The 21595-nt window shown below is 69.6% G+C and carries 22 protein-coding genes; 13 read left to right on the top strand and 9 right to left on the bottom strand.

Features of this window, described 5'->3' with window-relative positions; translation table 11 throughout:
* Positions 1-10 precede the first annotated feature (10 nt).
* The gene (locus tag AB8M46_RS06045; protein WP_394359764.1) at positions 11-670 is read right to left on the bottom strand and encodes a response regulator; all 660 of its coding nucleotides are present in this window, start codon (positions 668-670) and stop codon (positions 11-13) included.
* Complete coding sequence (locus AB8M46_RS06040; RefSeq protein ID WP_394359763.1) at positions 667-1833, bottom strand: sensor histidine kinase; 1167 nt, start codon at positions 1831-1833, stop codon at positions 667-669. Before AB8M46_RS06040 ends, AB8M46_RS06045 begins: the two co-directional genes overlap by 4 nt.
* A 131-nt stretch (positions 1834-1964) precedes the next feature.
* On the opposite strand from AB8M46_RS06040, the gene AB8M46_RS06035 reads away from it, so the two are divergent.
* Both AB8M46_RS06035 and AB8M46_RS06030 read left to right on the top strand, forming a co-directional pair.
* On the top strand, positions 1965-2567 hold the full coding sequence (locus AB8M46_RS06035; RefSeq protein WP_394359762.1) for a class I SAM-dependent methyltransferase: 603 nt from the start codon (positions 1965-1967) through the stop codon (positions 2565-2567).
* The gene (locus AB8M46_RS06030) at positions 2539-3045 is read left to right on the top strand and encodes a DedA family protein (RefSeq protein WP_394359761.1); all 507 of its coding nucleotides are present in this window, start codon (positions 2539-2541) and stop codon (positions 3043-3045) included. The genes AB8M46_RS06035 and AB8M46_RS06030 overlap by 29 nt, the downstream gene beginning before the upstream one ends.
* Here the strand turns inward: AB8M46_RS06030 and AB8M46_RS06025 are convergent.
* Complete coding sequence (locus tag AB8M46_RS06025) at positions 3035-3799, bottom strand: helix-turn-helix transcriptional regulator (RefSeq protein ID WP_038508252.1); 765 nt, start codon at positions 3797-3799, stop codon at positions 3035-3037. The two genes, AB8M46_RS06030 and AB8M46_RS06025, sit on opposite strands and share 11 nt — an antisense overlap.
* 85 nt (positions 3800-3884) lie before the next feature.
* Here AB8M46_RS06025 and AB8M46_RS06020 point away from each other — a divergent pair, with 85 nt between their 5' ends.
* The 4 genes from AB8M46_RS06020 (at position 3885) to AB8M46_RS06005 (ending at position 10401) form a co-directional block, all read left to right on the top strand.
* Positions 3885-4799: an LLM class flavin-dependent oxidoreductase gene (locus tag AB8M46_RS06020; protein WP_394359760.1), complete on the top strand. Its 915-nt coding sequence runs from the start codon at positions 3885-3887 to the stop codon at positions 4797-4799.
* A gap of 56 nt (positions 4800-4855) precedes the next feature.
* On the top strand, positions 4856-8410 hold the full coding sequence (mfd, locus tag AB8M46_RS06015) for a transcription-repair coupling factor (protein ID WP_394360847.1): 3555 nt from the start codon (positions 4856-4858) through the stop codon (positions 8408-8410).
* A 69-nt stretch (positions 8411-8479) separates the two neighbouring features.
* The gene (locus AB8M46_RS06010; RefSeq protein ID WP_125733513.1) at positions 8480-9484 is read left to right on the top strand and encodes a hypothetical protein; all 1005 of its coding nucleotides are present in this window, start codon (positions 8480-8482) and stop codon (positions 9482-9484) included.
* Positions 9481-10401 carry a MazG family protein gene (locus AB8M46_RS06005; RefSeq protein WP_394359759.1) on the top strand — a complete coding sequence of 307 codons (921 nt, stop codon included), beginning with the start codon at positions 9481-9483 and terminating at the stop codon, positions 10399-10401. Before AB8M46_RS06010 ends, AB8M46_RS06005 begins: the two co-directional genes overlap by 4 nt.
* Here AB8M46_RS06005 and AB8M46_RS06000 read toward each other — a convergent pair.
* Complete coding sequence (locus AB8M46_RS06000; protein ID WP_394359758.1) at positions 10398-11312, bottom strand: NADP-dependent oxidoreductase; 915 nt, start codon at positions 11310-11312, stop codon at positions 10398-10400. The two genes, AB8M46_RS06005 and AB8M46_RS06000, sit on opposite strands and share 4 nt — an antisense overlap.
* Before the next feature lie 66 nt (positions 11313-11378).
* Between AB8M46_RS06000 and AB8M46_RS05995 the strand changes: the two genes are divergently transcribed.
* From AB8M46_RS05995 to AB8M46_RS05970, 6 genes are read left to right on the top strand one after another with little or no spacing between them, the layout of a single operon-like run.
* Entirely contained in the window at positions 11379-11795 is a 417-nt protein-coding gene (locus AB8M46_RS05995; RefSeq protein ID WP_037340693.1) for a helix-turn-helix domain-containing protein, read from the top strand.
* Between the two features lie 54 nt (positions 11796-11849).
* Positions 11850-12392 (top strand): RNA polymerase sigma factor, encoded by a 543-nt coding sequence (locus AB8M46_RS05990; RefSeq protein WP_038508262.1) that lies wholly within the window; start codon positions 11850-11852, stop codon positions 12390-12392.
* Positions 12389-13204 (top strand): zf-HC2 domain-containing protein, encoded by an 816-nt coding sequence (locus AB8M46_RS05985; RefSeq protein ID WP_394359757.1) that lies wholly within the window; start codon positions 12389-12391, stop codon positions 13202-13204. The genes AB8M46_RS05990 and AB8M46_RS05985 overlap by 4 nt, the downstream gene beginning before the upstream one ends.
* 17 nt (positions 13205-13221) lie before the next feature.
* Entirely contained in the window at positions 13222-14025 is an 804-nt protein-coding gene (locus AB8M46_RS05980) for an ABC transporter ATP-binding protein (protein ID WP_037342448.1), read from the top strand.
* Positions 14022-15395 carry a hypothetical protein gene (locus AB8M46_RS05975; RefSeq protein ID WP_394359756.1) on the top strand — a complete coding sequence of 458 codons (1374 nt, stop codon included), beginning with the start codon at positions 14022-14024 and terminating at the stop codon, positions 15393-15395. The genes AB8M46_RS05980 and AB8M46_RS05975 overlap by 4 nt, the downstream gene beginning before the upstream one ends.
* Entirely contained in the window at positions 15392-15964 is a 573-nt protein-coding gene (locus tag AB8M46_RS05970; RefSeq protein WP_394359755.1) for a hypothetical protein, read from the top strand. The genes AB8M46_RS05975 and AB8M46_RS05970 overlap by 4 nt, the downstream gene beginning before the upstream one ends.
* Before the next feature lie 67 nt (positions 15965-16031).
* Here the strand turns inward: AB8M46_RS05970 and AB8M46_RS05965 are convergent, their stop codons facing one another.
* Genes AB8M46_RS05965 through efeU form a run of 4 tightly spaced genes read right to left on the bottom strand, consistent with a single transcriptional unit; the run spans position 16032 to position 19713 of the window.
* Positions 16032-16442 (bottom strand): PPOX class F420-dependent oxidoreductase, encoded by a 411-nt coding sequence (locus tag AB8M46_RS05965; protein ID WP_037340705.1) that lies wholly within the window; start codon positions 16440-16442, stop codon positions 16032-16034.
* 33 nt (positions 16443-16475) lie between these two features.
* A complete protein-coding gene (gene efeB / locus AB8M46_RS05960; RefSeq protein WP_037340707.1) occupies positions 16476-17741 on the bottom strand; it encodes an iron uptake transporter deferrochelatase/peroxidase subunit in 1266 nt (421 codons plus the stop codon).
* Complete coding sequence (gene efeO, locus AB8M46_RS05955; RefSeq protein ID WP_378421146.1) at positions 17738-18868, bottom strand: iron uptake system protein EfeO; 1131 nt, start codon at positions 18866-18868, stop codon at positions 17738-17740. Before efeO ends, efeB begins: the two co-directional genes overlap by 4 nt.
* Positions 18869-18873: 5 nt before the next feature.
* Positions 18874-19713 carry an iron uptake transporter permease EfeU gene (gene efeU, locus AB8M46_RS05950; RefSeq protein ID WP_037340711.1) on the bottom strand — a complete coding sequence of 280 codons (840 nt, stop codon included), beginning with the start codon at positions 19711-19713 and terminating at the stop codon, positions 18874-18876.
* 274 nt (positions 19714-19987) lie between these two features.
* On the opposite strand from efeU, the gene AB8M46_RS05945 reads away from it, so the two are divergent.
* Complete coding sequence (locus AB8M46_RS05945) at positions 19988-20692, top strand: murein transglycosylase (RefSeq protein WP_125733520.1); 705 nt, start codon at positions 19988-19990, stop codon at positions 20690-20692.
* Here AB8M46_RS05945 and AB8M46_RS05940 read toward each other — a convergent pair.
* A complete protein-coding gene (locus tag AB8M46_RS05940) occupies positions 20665-21585 on the bottom strand; it encodes an NAD(P)/FAD-dependent oxidoreductase (RefSeq protein ID WP_394359754.1) in 921 nt (306 codons plus the stop codon). The genes AB8M46_RS05945 and AB8M46_RS05940 overlap by 28 nt on opposite strands.
* Between the last annotated feature and the right edge of the window lie 10 nt (positions 21586-21595).

Genomic DNA, 21595 nt, shown 5'->3' with positions numbered 1-21595 from the left:
GCCACCGTGCTCAACCGCCCGCGCGAACCAAACCGCTTTCGTAGGCGAACACGACCGCGTGCACACGGTCGCGCAGCGAGAGCTTCGCGAGGATCCGGCCGACGTGGGTCTTCACGGTCGTCTCCCCGATGTAGAGCTTCGCGGCGATCTCGGAGTTCGTCAGGCCGCGCGCGATGAGCGAAAGGACGTCCTTCTCGCGTTCGGTCAGCGTTTCGAGCCGCGAGCTCTCAGCGGCGTCCCGTTCGTCGGCCAGGTAGCGGTCGAGCAGCCGTTTCGTCACCGAGGGGGAGACCATCGAATCGCCGCGGAGGACACCTCGGATCGCCACGAGGATTTCGTCGGCGGGCGCGTCCTTGACGAGGAAACCACTGGCACCGGCACGCAACGCGGCATACGCGTACTCGTCGAGGTCGAACGTGGTGATCATCAGGACCCGGGTGTCCGGAAGCGACCGGCAGATCCGCTCGGTCGCCGCGACGCCGTCGAGCACGGGCATCCGGACGTCCATCAGGACCAGGTCCGGCCGCAGCTTCTCGGCGGCCTCGACCGCTTCGGCGCCGTTGGTGGCTTCGCCCGCGACGGTCAGGTCGTCCTGGCTGGTGACGATCATCCCCATCCCGACCCGGACCAGTTCCTGGTCGTCGCAGATCAGCACCTTCACCGCCGTCATCCCGCCTCCACCACCAGATTCGCGGCGACCCGGTAGCCACCGTCGCGGGTCGGTCCGGTGTCGAGGGTGCCGTGGAACATCTCGACGCGCTGGGTCATGCCGGCGATCCCCCGGCCGGACGACGGGAGCCGCGGCGCGATCGGTTCGCTCCCGCCCGTGTTCGTCACCTCGATCCGGACGTTCCGGCGGTGGCCGCCCTGGCCGAAATCGATCTCGACCTGGCCGCTCGCGTCCCCCGGCGCGTGTTTGATCATGTTGGTCAGCGACTCCTGGACGATGCGGTACGCCTGCAGCGCGGCGCTCGGCGGCAACCCCTCGGCGTCCCCGGTGACCTGGAGATCCACGTCCCGTCCGCTCGCGCTGACCTGCGCGACAAGGTCGCGAAGCTCCGCGACGGTCGGCTGCGGGCTTCGGGCGGCTTCACCGGCATGGAGGACTTCCAGCAGACGGCGCAGCTCGGCGAGCGCGTCGCGGCCGGCCTTGCCGATCGTGTCGAGTGTCCGGTCGACGACCTCGGGATCCTTGTCGCGCATGAGTTTCGCGCCCTCGGCGTTGATCACGATGACGCTCACGCTGTGCGCGAGGACGTCGTGCAGTTCGCGGGCGATGCGGGTGCGTTCCTCGGCGACGGCGGCCCGGGCGCGGGCCTCCTGTTCGGACGCGGCCAGCTCCGCCTTCGTCGCTTGCTCCGCCGAAAGCCGTTGCCGCGCACGGAAGAACTCGCCGAGCGCCCAAGCGGCGACGTGCAACGGGATCGTCGCGCCGATGGCGAGCCAAGTGCCCTGTTCGGTGGTGACTCCCCAGGCGAGACCCCACGTGACGTCGAGGGCGACGATCGCGGCGGCGATCACCGCGGCGAAGCGGCGGTTCCCCGCGCGGACCAGCGTGTAGAGCGCGACGGCCATCGCCAGTTCGCCCCGGCCGCGGTCGTAGGCCCAGAGCTCCGTCGTGTACTGCGCGGTCACCCCGGCGACGATCAGCACCGCGACGATCTCGGGGTGACGCCGCCGCCAGAGCAGCGGCACGAGGAAGAGGTACGGCACCAGCAGGACGGCCTTGGGGGCCGACGACGATCCTGTCGGTGCGAGGAAGACGAACCACGCGTACAGGGGAAGGTCGGTCACCCACGGGTGGGCGCGGAGCCGGTCGAGCAGCCTTTGCACCGTTCGAACGTAACCCGGCCCGGCACGGGAGCGCGTCGTCCTGGGGTACTCCCGGGGTCCTCCCACGGGAGGACGGAATCGGCCGGCGAAGCCGACGCGGAGCCACGAAACCCGTTCCTAGCGTCGGGAACATGTCGATCACCAGGGAATTCCTCCGCCATCCCGTCCTGACCGGGGCCGTCGCGGCCAGCTCCCCGAAACTCGCGGAGGCCATGACCGCGGGCCTCGGCCTGGAAAGCGCCAGGCTCGTCGTCGAGCTCGGCCCCGGGACCGGTGTGTTCACCGGGGCCGTCGTCCGCCGCCTGCCGCCGGGCGCGCGGCTGATCGCGGTCGAGATCAATCCGCGGCTGGCGCGGGAACTGCGGTCCCGGCACGGGGACGTCGAGGTCGTCGAGGGGTCCGCCGAAAACCTGCTTTCGTATGTGGACGAGGCCGCCGACGTCGTGGTCTCCGGACTGCCGTGGACGGTCATGCCCGGTGAACGGCAGCTGCGGATCCTCGACCAGGTGACGGAGACCCTCGCCCCGCACGGACGGTTCACGACGTTCGCCTACGCGCACGCGGCCTGGACGACGCCCGCCCGCCGGTTCGCCGCGGCGCTGCGGGACCGGTTCGCGGTGACCGGCCGGACCCCGCTGGTCTGGCCGAACCTGCCGCCCGCTTTCGTGCACCGCGCGGCGTTGCCACAGAAGGCCGGGAGGCATCGTGGACAGCCTGCTGCGGCCGCTTCTTGAGTCGCCGCCCGCGCTCGTCTACTTCGTCTGCGGCGCCCTGATCTTCCTGGAAACCGCGCTGCTGCCGGGAATCGTGCTGCCGACGTTGTCCAGTCTGTTGTTGATGGGATTCCTCGCCGGACGCGGCACGCTCGACTTGCCGCTGGCGTTGACGGTCGCGGTCGGCGCCGCCGTGGCGGGCGACCAGATCGCCTTCCTGGAGGGGCGGCGGCTGGGCCCGCGGCTGCGGACCACGCGGTTCGGGCGGAGGTTCGGCCGGGAGCGGTGGGAGCGCGTGGAGCGGGCCGTCACCCGGTACGGCGTCCCGGCCGTGATCGCCGGCCGTTGCCTGGCCGGGGTGCGGACCGTGGTGCCGCGTATCGCGGGTGCCGCCGAGATGCCGTACCGGCGGTTCGTGCCCGGCAGTGTCTGCGCGGCCGTGCTGTGGGCGTGCGCGGAGCTGTTCCTGGGCCACGCGGGCGCTTGGGTCAGCGGGTGAGGATCGCCGCCGTCTCGGCGTCGGCGGGGAGGAACGTCTCCAGTTTCAATTCCGAAACCGTGACATCGGCCGCGGTCGCGAACGTCGTGATGGCCGTGATCAGCCGCAGTTCACCCGCCGAAGTGGAGAGGCGCATCGGCACCGCGAAGCCGAGGTGATCGGGCCCGGGCGGACCAGGAGCCGGAACGTAACCTTCGAGTTCGGCCAGCAGCGCGGTGAGCCGTTCGTCGGGCGCGTGGGCGATCTCCTGCGTCAACCGTTCCAGGATGTGCCGGGCCCAGTCCGCGAGGTTGCGCACCCTCGGCGCCATCCCCTTCGGATGCAGCGCGAGCCGCAGGGTGTTGACCGGCTCCTCCAGCAGCTCCGGTGCCACGTCCTCGAACAGCAGGTCGAGCGCGTCGTTGCGGGCGACGAGCACGCCGTAGCGGTCGACCACGATGGCCGGATACGGCCGGTGCCCGTCGAGCAGCCGCCGCATACCGTCGAGGACCGGCCGCAGGCTCGGATCGTCCAATTCGGTTTCGGGGAAACCGGGGGCGAATCCGGCGGCGAGCAGCAGGCCGTTGCGTTCACGCAGGGGCAGTTCGAGCGATTCGGCGACCCGCAGCACCAGGCCGCGGCCGGGGATCGACCGGCCGCCTTCCAGGAAACTCACGTGCCGTTGCGTGGTCCCGGCCCGGATCGCCAGCTCCAGCTGGGAAAGCCGCCGTCGTTCGCGCCAGCCCCGGAGCGCGGGGCCGAATCCGGAAACCATGGCGTCATCTTGGCCGAGACGTCGTCGGCGTCGCCATTCCCTCGAAGGAATTGAGACGATTCCCCGCCGCCGAGATGCTTCCGGCATGAAATTCGGTCTGGTCGTCCCCAGTTATCGGTCCACCCTCGACGCCGGGCGCACCGCGCCGGAAATGGTCGCCGTCGCGGTCGAAGCCGAACGCCTCGGCTTCGATTCGGTCTGGGTCGGGGACACGCTCGCGAAGGCGCCCATCGATTCCTTGACGTTGCTCGGCGCGTTCGCCGCCAGAACCGAGCGGGTCACCCTCGGCACCGCCGCGCTGCTGCCGGCGTTGCGGGATCCGCTCCTTTCCGCGAACGCGATCCTCTCGCTCGACCTGCTCAGCCAGGGACGCGTCACACTCGGCGTCGGTGCCGGATTCGCGGGTCGCAGCGAACCCGAGTTCGCCTTCACCCGGGTCCCGTGGGAACGCCGCCGCGCCCGCCTCGACGACATCGTCGCGTTGTGGCGGCACGTGTGGAGCGGGAAGAGCGGCCCGTTCCACGGCGACGTGCTGCACTACGACACCCTGCCGGAATACCCGGAACCGCACCGTCCCGGTGGCCCGCCGGTGTGGCTGGCCGCCTTCACCCCGGGCGCGCTGAAGCGTGCGGGACGGCTCTACGACGGCTGGTTGCCGTATCCGCCCGACGTCGCGGACTACACCGACGGCCTCGCGAAGATCCGCGAAACGGCCGTACGCCCCGTGACGCCTGCGTTGTTCGCGACAGTGCTCATCGAGGATGACCCGATCAGGGCACGCGAGCGGCTGGAGGACTACGCACAGCGGAACTACGGCGTCCCGCTGGACTTCGTCGAGAAGATCCAAATGCTGGTCGCGGGCAGCCTGGAGCAGGTCGCTGACCGGTTGCGCCAGTACCAGGACGCGGGTGTCGAACACCTGCTGATCCGCGTCGCGACGCAGGAACCGGCCGAGTTCGACGAGCAGCTTCCGAAGGTCTTCGACGCCCTGCCCCGGTAATCGCGCGGCGGACTGTCGGTGCCCCCACGTAGGCTGGGACGGTGACAAACGCTCCATTGTCCGGACTCCTTCATTCCATCCTTCCCGATCCGGCCCTTCGCGGGGTCGTGGAGCGGGCCGGTGCCCCGGTGCTCGAACTCCAGGGCGCGATCGCCACCCGCCAGCTGGTCGCCGGTGCCCTCGCCGCGGACGAGGGCGCCGGCCGCCCCGTGCTCGCGGTGACCGCCACCGGCCGCGAGGCGGACGAATTGACCGCTTCCCTGAAGTCGTTCCTCGGCGAGGGCGCCGTCGTCGACTTCCCGTCCTGGGAGACGCTGCCGCACGAGCGGCTGTCCCCGAGGGCGGACACCGTCGGGCGGCGGCTGGAGGTGCTGCACCGGCTCAAGACCGGCTCGGACGATCTGCGCGTCGTCGTCGCGACTGTCCGCAGCCTGATCCAGCCGATGGCGCCCGGGCTCGGTTCGCTCGCGCCGATCGACCTGGTCGTCGGCGAGGAGCAGAGTTTCGAAGGGCTGCTGGATCGGCTGGTCGAGCTCGCGTACACGCGGGTGGACATGGTTGAGAAGCGCGGCGAGTTCGCCGTGCGCGGCGGCATCCTCGACCTGTTCGGGCCGACGGCGCAGCATCCGGTGCGGGTCGAGTTCTGGGGCGACGAGGTCAGCGAGATCCGCGCGTTCGCGGTGTCCGACCAGCGGTCGCTGCCGGGGGAGATCCAGCACGTCAGCGCGCCGCCGTGCCGTGAGCTGCTGCTCACCGAGCCGGTCCGCGCGAAGGCCGCCGAGCTCGCGACGACGTACGAGGCGGACGCGCAGCTCACCGAGATGCTCACCAAACTCTCCGGCGGAATCCCCGTCGAGGGCATGGAAGCGCTCATCCCCGTGCTGTGCGAGGGCGAGCTGGACCTGCTGACCGACGCGATGCCCCAGGGCACGCACGTGCTGCTGGCCGATCCGGAGAAGATCCGCGCCCGCGCGGCCGACCTGGTCCGCACGGGGCAGGAGTTCCTCGAAGCGTCCTGGACCACGGCCGCCGCGGGCGGTCAGGCGCCGATCGACCTCGGCGCGTCCGCGTACCGGGACCTCGCGGAGATCGCGAAGCACGCTCAGGAGACGAAGCGCCCTTGGTGGACGCTGACGCAGCTGGCCAGCGACGATCCCGACGTCTACCGCGTCTCGATCGAGGCCGCGCCGAACTATCGCGGCGAGGTCGAGCGCGCGACGACCGATCTGCGCGCCCACACGGCCGCGGGCGGGACGGCCGTGCTCGTCGTCGCCGGGCACGGCACCGCGGCTCGCGCCGTCGAGCAGCTGTCGGCGGGAGATGTCCCCGCGTCGCTCGCCGAAAGCATCACCGGTCCGCTGACGCCGGGCGTCGTGACGGTGACGTGCGGCGGCCTGTCGGACGGTTTCGTCTCGCCGGAGCGCGCCCTCGTGGTGCTGTCCGAATCGGACCTCACCGGCCGCGGCTCGGGTGCCGGGACGTCCACAAAGGACTTCAGCACCAAGATGCCGTCGCGGCGCCGCAACGCCGTCGACCCGCTCGCCCTCAAGGCGGGCGACTACGTCGTGCACGATCAGCACGGCATCGGCCGGTTCGTCGAAATGGTGCAGCGCACCGTCGCGGGCGCGACCCGCGAGTACCTGCTGCTGGAGTACGCCTCCTCCAAGCGCGGGCATCCGGGGGACCGGCTGTTCGTCCCGACCGACCAGCTCGACGAGGTCTCCCGCTACGTCGGCGGTGAGCTGCCCACGCTGAACAAACTCGGCGGATCGGACTGGAAGAACACCAAGGCCAAAGCGAAGAAGGCGGTCAAGGAGATCGCCGCCGAACTCGTGCAGCTCTACGCCGCGCGGCAGGCCGCGCCGGGGCACGCGTTCGCGCCGGACACCCCGTGGCAGGGCGAACTCGAGGACGCCTTCCCGTTCACCGAGACCAACGACCAGCTCGCCGCGATCGACGAGGTCAAGTCGGATATGGAACGCGGCGTCCCGATGGACCGCGTCATCTGCGGCGACGTGGGCTACGGCAAGACCGAGATCGCGGTGCGCGCGGCGTTCAAGGCGGTGCAGGACGGCAAGCAGGTCGCGGTGCTGGTGCCGACGACGCTGCTCGCGCAGCAGCACCTCAACACCTTCACCGAACGGATGAGTTCGTTCCCGGTGAAGATCAAGGGGCTCTCGCGCTTCACTTCGAAGCCGGAGTCGGACGCCATCCTCGAACAGCTCGCTTCGGGTGACGTCGACATCGTGATCGGCACGCACCGCCTGCTGCAGACCGGGATCCGGTACAAGGATCTCGGCCTGGTGATCGTCGACGAGGAGCAGCGGTTCGGCGTCGAGCACAAGGAGCACATCAAGGCGCTGCGGACGCACGTCGACGTGCTGACCATGTCGGCGACGCCGATCCCGCGGACGCTGGAGATGTCGCTCGCCGGCATCCGCGAGATGTCCACGATCCTGACCCCGCCCGAGGACAGGCACCCGATCCTGACCTACGTCGGCGCGTACGACGACAAACAGGTCGGCGCCGCGATCCGGCGCGAGTTGCTGCGTGACGGCCAGGTCTTTTACGTGCACAACAGGGTTTCTTCGATCGAGAAGGCCGCGAAGCGCATTCGCGAGCTGGTGCCGGAGGCGCGCGTCGTCACCGCGCACGGGCAGATGAACGAGGAGAAACTCGAGACGATCATCCAGGGTTTCTGGGAGAACGAGTACGACGTGCTCGTCTGCACCACGATCGTCGAGACCGGGCTGGACATCTCGAACGCCAACACACTGCTGGTGGAACGCGGTGACCTGCTGGGGCTCGCGCAGCTGCATCAGTTGCGCGGCCGGGTCGGGCGTGGGCGTGAGCGCGGGTACGCGTACTTCCTGTACCCGCCGGAGGCGCCGCTCACCGAGACGGCGCACGACCGGCTCGCGACCATCGCGCAGAACACCGAGCTGGGCGCGGGTATGGCCGTCGCGATGAAGGACCTGGAGATCCGCGGCGCGGGCAACATCCTCGGTGCGGAGCAGTCCGGGCACATCGCGGGAGTCGGTTTCGATCTGTACGTGCGGCTCGTCGGCGAAGCGGTCGACGCGTTCCGTCGGCACGCGGGCGCGGAAACCTCCGAAGAGGAGGAGCTCGCCGAAGTCCGCGTCGATCTCCCGGTGGACGCGCACATCCCGCACGACTACGTGCCGGGCGAGCGGCTGCGGCTGGAGGCGTACCGCAAGATTGCGGCCGCTCCCGACCAGGCCGGGCTCGACGCCGTCCGCGAGGAACTGATCGACCGCTACGGTCAGCCGCCCGCCCCGGTGCGGAGGCTGCTCGCGGTCGCCGCGTTCCGGCACACCTGCCGCGCGGCGGGGGTCACCGAGGTCGCCGTCCAGGGCACGTCGATCCGGTTCGCGCCGCTGCCGCTGGCGGATTCGCAGATGGTGCGGCTGAAGCGCTTGTACCCCAAGGCTCTCTACAAGGCGGTGACGAACACGGTCTCCGTGCCGAAGCCGACGGAGGGCCCGGCGGGTGGTCGCATGGGTGCCCCGGCGCTGCGCGACGAGGAATTGCTGGACTGGTGCGCGAAGCTGCTGACGAATCTGATGAAGTCGCCGGCGCCCGTCGCGTGAGCCGAGCTCGAATCGCGACTTATGACCTGGTTCTCTCGCCGGGGCCGGTATGAGAGGGTAGGCCCTGTGATGCGGATCATGGGGCGCCGTCGCGCGCTGGTCGGGGTTCTTGCCGGTTCTCTCCTTCTCGCCGGATGCAACGCCGGTCCCGGGCAGGTCGGTGCCGCGGTGATCATCGACGGCAAGACCGTTTCGGTGGATCGTGTGCAGCAGCTGATCGACAAGGCCGTCCGTGAGCACCCGTACGGGCAGCAGCTCGCCAGTGAGCACAAGCTCGACCTCGTCGGCCGCGAGATCGTCCGGCAGGAGATCCTCCACGACCTCACCGAGCGTGCCGCTCAGCGGGAAGGCGTCCGGGTCGACGAGTCCCTCGTCGTGAACGCGCTGCAGAACGACCCGCTGGCCAAGCCGATGGAGGCCAACCCGCAGAACGATCCCGCGCTGAGCGTGCAGCAGCTCGTGGCGCGGGTGCGGGACCACCGTGACGCACTGGTCGACGCGGCGCTGCAGACCCAGCTCGCGATGAAGTACCTCGACAAGCTCACCGTCACGTTCGATTTCAGCTCGGTCTCCTCGACCGACGCCACCGGTTCCGACGCGGACAAGCTGCGCGAGCAGGCGATCGAGAAGGCCAAGAAGTTCGCCGCGTCGCCGAACGCGGCCGCCGAGCTGATCGCGCAGGACCAGCAGACCGCCGACACGCAGGCGGGCACCGGCCAGAAGCTGCCGGCGATGCAGTCGCCCGCGACCGCGGCCACCGTCCTGTTCGGTCTCGAACCCAACACCGTCGCCGCCTTCCAGCCGACACCGCAGCAGCCGCTTTGGGTCGTCGTCGTGGTGCGCGAGCGGGCCGCCGACAAGCCCGTCGCGTCGGACCAGGCCGCGCAGCCGAGCGCTCAGCAGCTGGCCGGAGTGGGTATCCGGCTCCTCCAGCCGTACCTCGACCAGGTCGACCTCAAGGTGAACCCGCGCTACGGCGTGTGGGATGTTGTCGGCATGGACCTCGCGCCCAACGAAGCTTCGAAGAAGGGCATCGTGCTGCCTGTGCACGGTGCCGCGCCGCAAAACCCGTGACCGCTGCCGTCGTCGTGATCGCCCGCGGGGCGACACTGCCCGCCGCGGCACTTCCGATCCTGCGAAGCAGCGCCGCCGTGTACGCGGCTTCCGATGTCGATCCCGACGTTTTCGGGGTGCCCCCGCTCGGTGACACGCAGGTGCGCGACCTCGTGCTCATCGCGGGTTCGCGCCGGGAAGCCAAGGCCGCGGCGCTGATCAGGGCGGGCGCGCGGGTGATCGAAGCGCCCGTTCCGCCGCTGGTCGAAGCCGCCGAGGTGATGGACCGCCTGCGTTCGCCCGGCGGATGTCCGTGGGACGCCGTCCAGACCCACGAATCGCTGCGCCAGTACCTGGTCGAGGAGACCTACGAGCTGCTCGACGCGATCGAGGAGGGCGACAGGGCCGCCTTGCGCGAGGAGCTCGGCGACGTCCTGCTCCAGGTGCTCTTCCACGCGCGCGTCGCCGTCGAGGACGCGGCCGATCCGTTCGGGATCGACGAGGTCGCGTCCGACCTGGTCGCGAAACTCGTCGGACGTCATCCCCATGTCTTCGCCGACGCTCCTCGGGTCGAGACCGTCAGCGATCAGAACCTCAAATGGGAGGAACTGAAGCAGGCCGAGAAGAGCCGTCAGTCCATTGTGGACGGTGTGGCGCTCGGGCAGCCCGCCGTGGCGCTCGCCGGGAAGCTCGGCCAGCGCAGCGGCCGGGCCGGGATCCCGCTCGACCTGTTCCCCGACGGCACCGAGGCGGCGGCCCAGCTGTTCCGGGTGGCCGCGACCGCGCGCCGGGCGGGGATCGATCCCGAAGGCGAGCTCCGCGCCGTCGCGAAGCGGTTCGCGCGCGACATCCGGGACGCCGAACAAGCCGCCCGGGACGCCGGTCTGGAGCCGACGACGCTGGAGGCCGACGGCTGGCGCAAGTTCTGGCCGAGCTAGATCGTCAGCACGAGTTTGCCCCGGACGCGTCCGGACTCGCTCAGTTCGTGTGCCTTCGCCGCCTGTTCGAGCGGGAGGACCTCGGCGATCGAGACCCGTAGTGAACCGGCGTCGGCCAAAGTGGCGATTTCGGCCAGATCGGTTCCGGACGGGGAGACGTAGAACTCGTCGAAACAGACCCCGAGTTCCGCGGCTTTCCGCCGGACCTCCGTCCGGTCCGGGCCGTGCCCGACGATGTCGATCAGCGAACCGCCCGGTTCGAGTACGTCGAGCGACCGGGGACCGTAATCCCCGGAGATCGGGTCCAGCACGACGTCCACGACCTGCGATTTCGCGAAATCGTCGGCCGTGTGGTCGATGAGTTCGTCGGCGCCGAGGTCGCGCAGGAACGCGTGGTTCGCCGCCCTGGCGGTTCCGATGACGTACGCCCCGCGGGCCTTCGCGATCTGGACGGCGAGATGTCCGACCCCGCCCGCCGCGGCGTGGACGAGCACCCGGTGCCCCGGTCCGACCGGGAACACGTTGGTGAACGGCTGCCACGCGGTCAGCGCCGCGATGGGGAGCGCGGCAGCCTCGACGTGATTCAGACTTTTCGGTTTCGGTGCGAGCGCGTCTTCGCTGACCGCGACGTACTCGGCGTACGAGCCGTTCGGCGGGAACGTGACGCCGTAGACCTCGTCCCCGGGCTGGAACCGTGTCCCGGCCGAATCGACCACACCCGAGAAATCGAGGCCGACGGTCAGCGGCAGTTCGCCGATGACCAGCCCGTTCCGGATCTTCCAATCGGCCGGATTGACCCCGGCCGCGTGGACGCGCACCAAGACCTGGCCCGCACCCGGAACGGGTTTTTCGGATTCGGTGAGTTCGAGGACGCCGGGTCCACCGAAGGAGACTTGCTGGATCTTCCGCATGGAAACGAGCATTTCGCGGTCGGTACCTGTTGTGAAGTAGGCACTCCACTGATATCTAGGTACCTCATGGGTACCTTCGACGAGCGGCGGTTGTTCGAGGAATGGGTGGCCGTGCACGGCCGTGACTGCCCGTCCAGGACGGTCATCGAAGTGCTCGCGAACAAATGGGCGCTGTACGTCCTCGGCGCGATCCGGCGCTACGAACGGCCGATGCGGTTCAGCGAACTTCGCCGGTTGCTCGACGGGATCACGCAGAAGATGCTGACCCAGACGCTCCGCTCGCTGGAGCGGGACGGGCTGATCCGGCGCGACGTCTATCCCACCGTTCCGCCGCGGGTGGAGTACGGGCTCACGCCGCTCGGCGTCGACGTCGGCAGGCTGACGAACGCCGTCGCCGAATGGGCCGTCGAAAACGTCGACCAGATCCTCGCTTCACGTTCCGCTTTCGACGAGAAGGCCGCCGAAGCCGTCCGGCCGCTGTGACGCGGAACACAATCGGGTGAGAACCGGTTCGGTGATCTCGGCGTCTTGCCGGATGTGAAGGGAACGGAACCGGACGAAGAGCAGCTCGTCCGCCGCACCGCCAAAGGCGACCGTGCGGCGTTCGAGGAGCTCTACCGCCGCACGTCGCCGTGGCTCGCCGTGCGCCTGCGCCGTCGCTGCGCCGACGAGCAGATCGTCGCCGAGGTGATGCAGGAGACCTACCTCGCGGTCTGGCGCGCGGCCGGTGCGTTCGCCGGTGCGGCCGTCGGCGGAAGTGCCGTCGGCTGGCTGTGGACGATCGCCGCGAGGCGGCTGGTCGACGCCTTCCGCCGACGGGCGAAGTTCGCGCAGCCGCTGCCGGTCGCGGAAACGGCCGTTTCACCCGCGGCCGAGGACGAGGCACTGGCCGGTGCGGTCGGTGACCACGTCGGTGACGCGTTGCGACGGCTCGCTCCCGAACTCCGACAGGTCCTGCAGGCCATGGTGCTCGACGGGCTGACCGTCCGCGAGACCGCGGTGCTGCTCGGCGTGCCGGAAGGAACCGTCAAAACCCGCGCCAGGCGGGCTCGGATCGCGATGCGGGAGGCGCTGTCGTGAACAAGGAACACGTGTCCGAACAGCTCCTCGCCGGTTACGTCCTCGGTGACGACGGCTTGGCCGGTGACGAGGTCTGGGCGGTTGAAGCCCATCTCGAATCGTGCGCGGAATGCCGGGGGAGGCTGTCGGCGATCAGTCTGCCGTCGGTGTCTGCGCTGGTGGACGACGTCTGGGCCGGGCTGGGGCCGAAACTCGCCGAAGCGGGGCCGAGCCCGATGCCGAGGCGGTGGGCCGGACGGCTGCACACCTGGGTGACGCCGGTGATGCTGCCGTGGCTGGCGATGATCCTCCTGATCCCGGCGATCGGTGTCCTGCTGGACGGGGTCGGGTTCACCGGGAGCAAGGGCTACTCGTTCGTCCAGCTGTTCTCGCCGGTCCTGCCGGTGCTCGGGGTGGCGGTGTCGTGGGCGAAGGGGCTCGACCCCGCGTACGAACTCGTCACTTCGACGCCGAGGGCCGGGCTCTACCTGCTGCTCCGCCGGACGACGGCGGTCCTCGCCGTCGTCTTGCCGATCCAGGCTCTTTCGAGCTGGCTCGGCGGCGGCGGATTCGGGCTCGGGCTCCTGCCGAGCCTGGCCTTCACCACCGGGACGCTCGCACTCGGCGGGCTGATCGGCGTGGTGCGGGCGGCCTATGTCCTCGCCGGGGTCTGGGTGGCGGTGATCTTGGCGCCCGCGGTGGCTTCGCAAGGGCGTGCCACCGCGCTCGAACCCCGGCTGCTCCCGGTGTGGGGCGCGATCTTCGCGGTGACCGCGGTCGTGGTGGTGCTCCGGCGGAGCGTCTTCGGCCTGCTCACCGGGTCCGAACGGTGAACGAAGGGGAGAAACTGATGCGTGCTGTCGGGGCCGCGGAGGTCGCGCCGACGACCTACGCGTGGCAGATCAAGGCCGAGGGATTGAAGGTCCGGGTCGGCAAACGCAAGTTCGCCGTGAACGGGCTCGACCTGGACCTGGGCACGGGGGTGCACGGTCTGCTCGGCCCGAACGGGGCCGGGAAGACCACGCTGATCCGGGCACTGGCGACGGTGCTCCGGCCGGCGGAGGGAGGCCTGACGCTGCTCGGTGAATCCGTCGGGGGGTTCACCGATCAGCGCCGCCTGCGCCGCCGTATCGGCTACCTGCCGCAGAATTTCGGTTTCTACAAGCGATTCACCGTCCGCGAGTTCGTCGAGTACATCGCTTGGCTCAAGGAAATGTCCAAAGAGGACATCCCGGCGGCGGTGCAGCGGTCGATCGAACGCGTCGGCCTCGCCGATCGCGCCGACGACCGGATGAAGACACTGTCCGGTGGCATGGTGCGCCGGGTCGGGATCGCGCAGGCGATCGTCAACGATCCGGACATCCTCCTGCTGGACGAGCCGACCGCCGGACTCGATCCGGCGCAACGCGTGCGCTTCCGGGAGCTCATGCAGGAACTGGGCCGAGACGCCTGCGTCGTCGTCTCGACGCATCTCGTCGAGGACGTCGCGACGGCGTGCACCGACGTCGTCCTGTTCGAAAACGGGAAGCTGGTCTTCCAGGGCACGCCGGACGAACTGGCCGCCGCCGGGAGCGAGGAGCACGTCGGCGACAGCCCGATCGAGCGCGGCTACTCGGCGCTGCTGGGGCACGAGCCGGGGAAGGGGAACTGGTGAACACTCGCGTCCTGCGGACCGAAGCCCGCCGTTCCATCGCCCCTTGGGCCACGCTCGCGATCCTCGTCGTCGCGTTCGGCTTCCTCTACTCGTTCAGCGGTCCGTGGACGAAGGTGCCACTCGCCTGGGACGAGCACTGGACGCACGCCGCGGAATGGAGCCGGTTCCTGCTGGTGTTCCTGTGGCCGATCGCGATCGGCGCCGGGGTCATCCAAGGCATGCGCGACAAACGGTCCGGCACGGTCGAACTCATGGCCACCATGCCGCGCCCCGGCTGGCAGCGGGCCGCGAAACTCGCCGGCGCGCTGGGCGGCCTGCTGGTGCTGGGATATCTGCTGATCTTCGCCGTCGGTGCCGTCCAGGCCGCCTTCAACGGCGGATTCTTCACCTTCGGCTGGCTGCCGATCGTCGTGGTCGGGGTGCTCGCGATGCTCGCGGGCGCCTGGATCGGGCTCGGGATCGGCCGGTCGCTGCCGCATCCGCTGACCGCGCCCGCGGTGGCCGTCGCCGCGTTCGTGGCCGTTCTCCTGTTCCAGTTCGCCGGGGCGGAAGGCAGCGCGCTGGCCGGGTTCGTGCCGTTCCGGGTCTCCTTGCTCTCGCCCGCGATGGATGTCGTCAGGGATCCGTTCAAGACCACGGCGGGCTGGATGGATCTCGGGCAGGGAGTCTGGCTCGCCGGACTGGCCGTGACCGGATTTCTCCTCCTGGCAGCCCGCTCCAAGCGGGCGAAGTGGCTCGCCGTCGTCCCGGCGCTGGCGGCGGTCGTGATCGCTTTGCCCGTTCTTCCCGGCAGCACGGCCGAAGCCGAGGTCGCCGACCCGGACGCGACGGAGATGGTCTGCGACGGCCCGGTCTGCGTCCCCCGCATGCTCGAAGCCGAGCTGCCTCGCCTCGCCGGTCCGGGCAGGGAAGCGTTGCGGCTGCTGGGAACCTTGCCGGACGCGCCGGTGAAGGTCGCAGTACTGGACCGGCGGCTGGGCTACGACGAGGTGCCGCCGCGTGCCGCTGACACCGTCTACGTGGACCTGGTGGACTGGTCCATCCGTTCGGTTCTGAATTCGGACGACATGACGCGGACACTGGTCGCCGGCTCCGGGACGCCGACCTGCTACAGCCCGCGCGGTGTCAACAAGTCCTTTTTGGACGAACTCGCCGCGCGGTCCATCTCGGCGAGCTGGTTCCTCGGCGAATGGAAGGTGACCGGGGCTTCCTGGCTGAGCGACGACACGAAGAACGAGGTCGTGCGGAAGTGGGAGGTCTTCCGCGCCCTTCCGCCCGATGTGCAGCGAGAGCGGATCATCGCGCAGCGGCGGGCGGGCCTGACCTGCGAAGGTGACCAGCTCGGCATCCTGCTCGGCGGTGCGCGATGAGATGGGCGGTGTTGTACGCCCGCTCCCGCGCCGTGCCTGCGTCCTTCGCGGGGCTGGCGGTGAGCATGGCCGTGATCTGGTTCCTCGCGCGGGATCATTGGACGGAGGTCCCGGTCTCCCTGGCGCTCCTGGTGGCGATCGCGGTGACCGCCATCGGCCTCAGCGGGCAGGACGCCGACCTCGACCGGACCGCCGCGATCCGCTGGGCGCCCCGCCGCGTCCTGCATCTCCTGCTGATCGGCGGCCTCGGCGCCGGTGCCGCGCTGCTGCCGCGGCTGTGGGAGACGGGGCGGGTCCCGGTGGAGATCATCGTGCGGAACGCGGGCGGGCTGCTCGGTCTCGCCGGGATCGCCGCGGTGCTGTTCGGCGGGGCCTTCGGGTGGACGTTGCCGCTGCTCGGCTTCGCGGTCGCGTTCCTGGTCTGGGCCACCACGTCGAGTACGGAGAGCGCGCAACTGGTGATCACCTGGCTCTTCCAGCCGGCCGGTGTCGCGGAAGCCACGTGGACGGCCGTGGTGCTGGCCGCGGCGGGCCTCGGGATTTACGCGGTCTTCGGCAACCGCCGCTGAAATGTCATGAAAGGGCCGTTCCTGACGTTTTTCGTCAGGAACGGCCCTTTCATGACATCCGCAGGGCTCAGACGTTCCGGTTGTGCGGAACGAGATCGAGCGGATCGTGGTCCGGGTCGTCGACACCGAGGCTGATGATCCGCGACGGGTGGATCCGGATCACCGCGCCGTCGAAATGCCCGTCGGCCGTGCGGGCGCCGGTGAGCGCCTCGGCCCGGCCGCGGATCTCGAGGCAGCGGATCCGAGGCGGGTCCTGTGAAGGCATGTCGTCCACCACGAACGCGGCCTGCCCGTTCGCGGCCACGTTCCGGAACTTCTTGCTCTTCGCCAGTTCGTAGCCGGTGATGTCGATCGTCTTGGTCTCGGTGTTGTAGGCGTAGCCGACGGGGCTGACCTGCAGCGTGCCGTCCGGCTGCGCCGTCGCGAGCCGTCCGAGACCTTGGGCGGCGAGGTAGTCGAGTTCCGCTTCACTGAACATGGGCCCAGTGTGCGACCTCCACTTAACTGGAGGTCAAGAGAACAGGCCCTCGCCCCAGAAACCGCCTTCGCGCACGCCCGGCGGGACGGCGAAATGAGCGGATCCGGTGTGCTGCAGGTACTCCATCATCGCGTCCTTCGACGAAAGCGCCTGCTGCATCGGCACGAACTGCTTGCGCGTGTCCCGGTTGAAGGCGAGGAAGAACAGCCCCGCTTCGAGGTGCCCGACACCGTCGGAGCCATCGACGAAGTTGTAGCCGCGCCGCAGGATCCGTGCCCCGTTCAGGTTTTCGTGCGAGGCCAGCCGGACGTGGGAGTCCTCCGGGATCAGCTTCTCGCCGCCGGCGCCGCCGACCTGGAAATCGGGGGTGTCGAATTCGGCGGCCTGGCCCAGCGGCGCGCCCGAGCCCTTCGATCGGCCGACGATCCCTTCCTGCCCCTTCAGCGATTCCCGGTCCCAGGTCTCGATGTGCATCCGGATCCGCCTGGCCACGAGGTACGACCCGCCCGCCATCCACGGCTGCCCGTCTTCGGCCGTCGCCCACACCTGGTCGCGCAGGACGTCGGTCTCCTCGGCCTTGATGTTGCGCGTCCCGTCCTTGAACCCGAAGAGATTCCGCGGCGTGGACTGCGCCCGCGACGTCGACGAGCTGCGGCCGAACCCGAGCTGCGACCAGCGCACCGCCGTGACGCCGAAACCCAGCCGCACCAGGTTCCGGATGGCGTGCACCGCCACCTGCGGATCGTCCGCGCAAGCCTGGACGCAGATGTCGCCGCCGCTACGCGCGGGGTCGAGTTTGTCCTGGGGGAACAGGGGGAGATCGATCAGCGCGGCGGGCCTCTTCGAGGCGAGCCCGAACCGGTCGTCGAACAGCGACGGGCCGAAACCGATCGTCAGCGTCAGCGAGGACGCCGCCAGATCGAGTGCCTCGCCGGTGTCGCTCGGCGGGGCGGCGGGGGCGCCACCGACGGCGCCTCCCGTCCCGACCTCCTGGCCCGCGGTCATCCGCCGCGCCGCGTCCGTCCACGTGCGCAGCAGCTTGACCAGTTTTTCCCGATCCTTCGTCGTCACGTCCAGCGCGACGAAATGCAGGTTCTCCTGCACGGGAGTCACGATCCCGGCCTGGTGCTCGCCGTGGAACTCGACGACGCTCTGCGCCGCCTGCGCCGGGCTGTCCCCGCCGAGGAGCTGGTTCGCGCCGAAGCCCGCCGCAGCGCCGGTCCCGACCAGGGCGGCGCCCGCGCCCGCCATGCCGAACAGCTTCCGGCGGGTGACCGGGGTGTGCTCCGCGCCGGTCATTGCGCCGCGACCTCGGCGACCTTGCTCAGCGGTTCGCTCAGCGCGTCCACCGCCGACGCGAATTCCTTGACCTGGTCCTGGCTCAGCGTGGTGTACAGCTTGAAGCCGTCGCCTTCACGCTGCTTGTCCAGCAGTGCCTGCACGTTGCCGAACTCTTTGTCCAAAGTGGACACCAAGGCCGGGTCCTTCGCCTGCAGCAGCGGACGCAGCGAGGCGATCGCGGCCTTCGAACCGTCGAGGTTGCCCTGGAAGTCCGAGAGGTCGGTGTGCGAGAACGCCTCCTCCTCGCCGGTGATCTTTCCGGTGGCGATCTCGTCGAGCAGTTCCTTCGCGCCGTTGGCCAGGTCGAGCGCGTTCAGCTCGATCGACGCCGACTTGGTCACCAGTTCCTTGACGTCGGCTAGGAGCTGGTCGGCGATCTGCGGCGAGTCGGCCTGCAGACCGGTCACCCAGAGATCCTTCTCCAGCCGGTGGAACCCGGTGAACTTCTGGCCCGGTTCGAGGTCGGCCTCGCGTGCGTCGATCTTCGGGTCGAGGTCGCCGAACTTCTCTGCCACCGGCTCGACCCGCTCGAAGTAGACGCGCGTGCGGGCGTACGCGGCCTTCGCCTCGTCGACCTTGCCCGCCTTCACCAGCGCGACGAACTTGGCGGTCTCCTCGTCGAGCGCCTTGGTGTTGTTCGCGACGTACTCCGCGTAGCTCTTGACCGCCTGCGCCTTCTGCGAGTTCGGGTCGTTCTGCTTCGCGCCGCCGCCGGTGACGGTGAAGTCGCCCCGGATGCCGGTGCCGGTCATACCGGGTTTGCACGCGGTCTGGTACTTGCCCGCTTCGGCGACCTCGACGATGAGCCGCCGGTTCAGCCCTGGCGCGATGTTCTCGACCTCGCCCATGATCCGGTCGCCCTCGGCGTAGAGGTAGAACTCGGTGACCTTGGTGCCCTTGTTGGTGATCTCGAAGGTCACGTTGCCAGCGTTCGCGGTGGTCGCCGAGACGGCGCAGGCCGAGTCGGAGGCTTCGACCTTGATCGGGCCGCCGGCCGCGGTGGGCGCTTCCTCGCCGCCACCGCAGGCGGTGAGCACGATGGCGCCGACGCCGGCGAGCGCGACGAGCGGGAATCGACGAGACACGAGGGTCACTCCTTGATCGCGGCCGCGGCGGGTGCCGTGGCCTTCTTCTTGGGCCTGAGGAACAGCGGCAGCACGATCGCCACGTAGGCGACCCACGCGACGGCCTGCAGGACCGTCGTCTGCTGCGAGTAGTTGAAGATCCCCTTGAGCAGCGCGCCGTACCAGCTGTCCTCCGGCAGGACGGCCGAGGCGTCGAACGCGAGCGTGGTCAGCCCGGGCAGGAAGGCGGCCTCCTGCAGGTCGTGCAGGCCGTAGCCGAGGACGCCCGCCGCGACGAACACCAGCAGGACACCGGTGATCGTGAAGAACTTGCCGAGGTCGAACCGGACGGCGCCGCGGTAGATCAGGTACGCGAGCACGACCGCGACGAGGATGCCCGCGCTGAAACCGATCAACGGTTCGGTCGTGCCGCCCTGCGCGGTCTGCACGGTGGAATAGAAGAACACCGCCGTCTCCAGGCCTTCGCGGCCGACGGCGAAGAACGACAGGACGAGCACCGCGACCGGGCCGACGTCGAGCGCTTCGTCGAGTTTTCCGCGCAGTTCCGCGGCGATCGTCCTCGACGCCTTGCGCATCCAGAAGATCATCGCCGTCACGAAACCGACCGCGACGATCGACAGCGTGCCGCCGAGCAGCTCCTGCTGTTCGAAGGTCAGCTGGGCGGTGGAGTAGGTGAGGATCGCGCCGACCCCGACCGACAGCGCGACCGCGACGCCGACCCCGAGCCAGACCCAGCGCAGCGCGTGCCGTCGTTCGGTCTTGACCAGGAACGCGACGAGGATGCTGACGACGAGGGCCGCTTCGAGGCCTTCACGCAGGCCGATGAGCGCACTCGCGAACCACACGTCGTTCTCCCTGGTCGTGCCGACTGAACCTCCTGGTTTTAGGTAAGGCTTCCCTGAAAGTCCAGGGGGAGTGACACGGTCCAGAACTGGACGAAACGCATGAAGAGACCTTGATCGGACGGGGTGTTTCGAAGCATTCCCAGGTCAGCGTGAACTCGGTGCTTCAGATAACGAATCGGCCGCCGAGGACCGGTTACCGATTCGCTTTACCGTCAGTTGGCTTCGTAAGCCGAATGGGTCATCGCCCGGAAGTGTGGCGAAGTAACCTGTCCGGGTGGCCGAAACCGCCCAGAGCACCGACGCCCCGGAGCATCCAGCGCGCCCTCTGCCGCCGTACGTCCCCAGGCTCGCCTTCGCGGGCGGGCTCGTGCTCACGGGCGTGGTGCTGATCATGACGGTCGGGGTGAACCGGCCTGCCGGCGAGGAACCGCCTCCGGCACCTCAGCCCCAGCCCGCGCTCGCGGTCCCCGACCAGAAGCCGCAGCCCGGGGTGGCGACGCCGCGTGCCGGGCTCGCCGCGCCGCCCGACCGGCCCACCGTTTCCGACGCGGCCGAATTGGAGACCTGGGCGAAGCGCGTGGCCGCGAAGACCCGGCTCTCCGTCACCGATCTGTCCGCCTACGGCCGGGCCGAGATGTGGCTGCGGCGGCAGAAGCCGGGCTGCCATCTCTCGTGGGCGACCCTCGCCGGCATCTCCCACGTCGAGACGGCGCAGGGCAGGCCCGGTCCGATCACGCTCCCGCCCGAGATCTGGGCCAAGCACTCCGCCCGGGCCAGGAGCGACGGCAAGCAGCCGGATCCGAAGGACCTCGACGACGCCGCCTTCGCCACCGCCCGCTACCTCTGCGCCGCCGGCGACGACGTCGCCACCCCGGACGGCTGGTGGAAGTCGATGCGGGTGTTCAACCCCGCGGTGCCCTACGTCCAGGAAGTCTTCAGCGCGGCCGACACCTACGCGGACGCCAGCGTCGCGCCCTGATCTTCGAGCACCAGATCGAAGTTGAGCGCCGCCGCCATCCGGTAGGCGTCACCCGCCGCGACGACGAGCTGCGCCATCGGATCGACGACGTTCCCCGCCGCCCAGACACCGTCGACGTTCGTGCGGCCCTGTGCGTCCACCGCGATCGCGCCCGTTTCGGTCCGGGCGCAGCCGACCTGGGCGAGTAGCCGGTCGTGCGGGACGAACTTCGGGCCGACGAACACGACGTCGCGTTCGACGAATTCGCCGTCGACGAGCCGGACGCCGGTCAGCCGGTCGTTTTCGACGGCGAGCTCGGACACCTTCCCGTCGACGATCCGGACGCCCAGCCCGGTCAGCTTCGCCCGGTCCTCGGCCGAGAGCTGCTGGGTATGCGTGAAGAAGGTCAAGTCCTTGCTCCACTGCCAGACGATCAGCGCCTGGTGGACCGAATTCGCGGATGTGGCGAGCACGCCGAACCGCTGATCGCGCACCTCCCAGCCGTGGCAGTACGGGCAGTGCAGCACGTCGGCGCCGAAGCGCTCCGCGACGCCGGGGACGTCCGGCAGTTCGTCGGCCAGCCCGGTGGTCACCACGATCCGCCGTCCGCTGACGACCCGTCCGCTCGCCAGTTCCACCGCCTTGTCGTGCCGCAGCCGGTGGACGACGTCGTCGATGATCTCGACGCCGTACGCGCGGACTTCGTCACGGCCTATCTCCAGTAGTTCTTTGGGTGGAATGCCGTCCCTGGTCAGGAAACCGTGTGCGTGCGCGGCGGGCGCGTTGCGCGGAGTGCCGCCGTCGATCACGGCCACCTTGCGCCGGGCCCTGCCCAGCACCAAGGCCGCGCTGAGGCCCGCGACGCCACCACCGATGATCACCACGTCGAATTCTTCGTTCATGGTCCCGAGCATCCGGATCTCC

Origin of the sequence: Amycolatopsis sp. SB7-3 (assembly GCF_041021335.1) — a bacterium.
In the GTDB taxonomy this organism is placed as follows: domain Bacteria; phylum Actinomycetota; class Actinomycetes; order Mycobacteriales; family Pseudonocardiaceae; genus Amycolatopsis; species Amycolatopsis japonica.
The sequence above is the reverse complement of the archived record's forward strand: the minus strand, read 5'-3'. Positions and strand labels throughout refer to the sequence as shown.

Excerpts from the sequence above, each read along its gene's own strand:
- AB8M46_RS06045 (WP_394359764.1), bottom strand. The coding sequence starts at position 670 with ATGACGGCGGTGAAGGTGCTGATCTGCGACGACCAGGAACTGGTCCGG.
- AB8M46_RS06035 (WP_394359762.1), top strand. The coding sequence starts at position 1,965 with ATGTCGATCACCAGGGAATTCCTCCGCCATCCCGTCCTGACCGGGGCC.
- AB8M46_RS06025 (WP_038508252.1), bottom strand. The coding sequence starts at position 3,799 with ATGGTTTCCGGATTCGGCCCCGCGCTCCGGGGCTGGCGCGAACGACGG.
- AB8M46_RS06020 (WP_394359760.1), top strand. The coding sequence starts at position 3,885 with ATGAAATTCGGTCTGGTCGTCCCCAGTTATCGGTCCACCCTCGACGCC.
- AB8M46_RS06010 (WP_125733513.1), top strand. The coding sequence starts at position 8,480 with ATGCGGATCATGGGGCGCCGTCGCGCGCTGGTCGGGGTTCTTGCCGGT.
- AB8M46_RS06000 (WP_394359758.1), bottom strand. The coding sequence starts at position 11,312 with ATGCGGAAGATCCAGCAAGTCTCCTTCGGTGGACCCGGCGTCCTCGAA.
- AB8M46_RS05995 (WP_037340693.1), top strand. The coding sequence starts at position 11,379 with ATGGGTACCTTCGACGAGCGGCGGTTGTTCGAGGAATGGGTGGCCGTG.
- AB8M46_RS05980 (WP_037342448.1), top strand. The coding sequence starts at position 13,222 with ATGCGTGCTGTCGGGGCCGCGGAGGTCGCGCCGACGACCTACGCGTGG.
- AB8M46_RS05970 (WP_394359755.1), top strand. The coding sequence starts at position 15,392 with ATGAGATGGGCGGTGTTGTACGCCCGCTCCCGCGCCGTGCCTGCGTCC.
- AB8M46_RS05965 (WP_037340705.1), bottom strand. The coding sequence starts at position 16,442 with ATGTTCAGTGAAGCGGAACTCGACTACCTCGCCGCCCAAGGTCTCGGA.
- efeB (WP_037340707.1), bottom strand. The coding sequence starts at position 17,741 with ATGACCGGCGCGGAGCACACCCCGGTCACCCGCCGGAAGCTGTTCGGC.
- AB8M46_RS05940 (WP_394359754.1), bottom strand. The coding sequence starts at position 21,585 with ATGCTCGGGACCATGAACGAAGAATTCGACGTGGTGATCATCGGTGGT.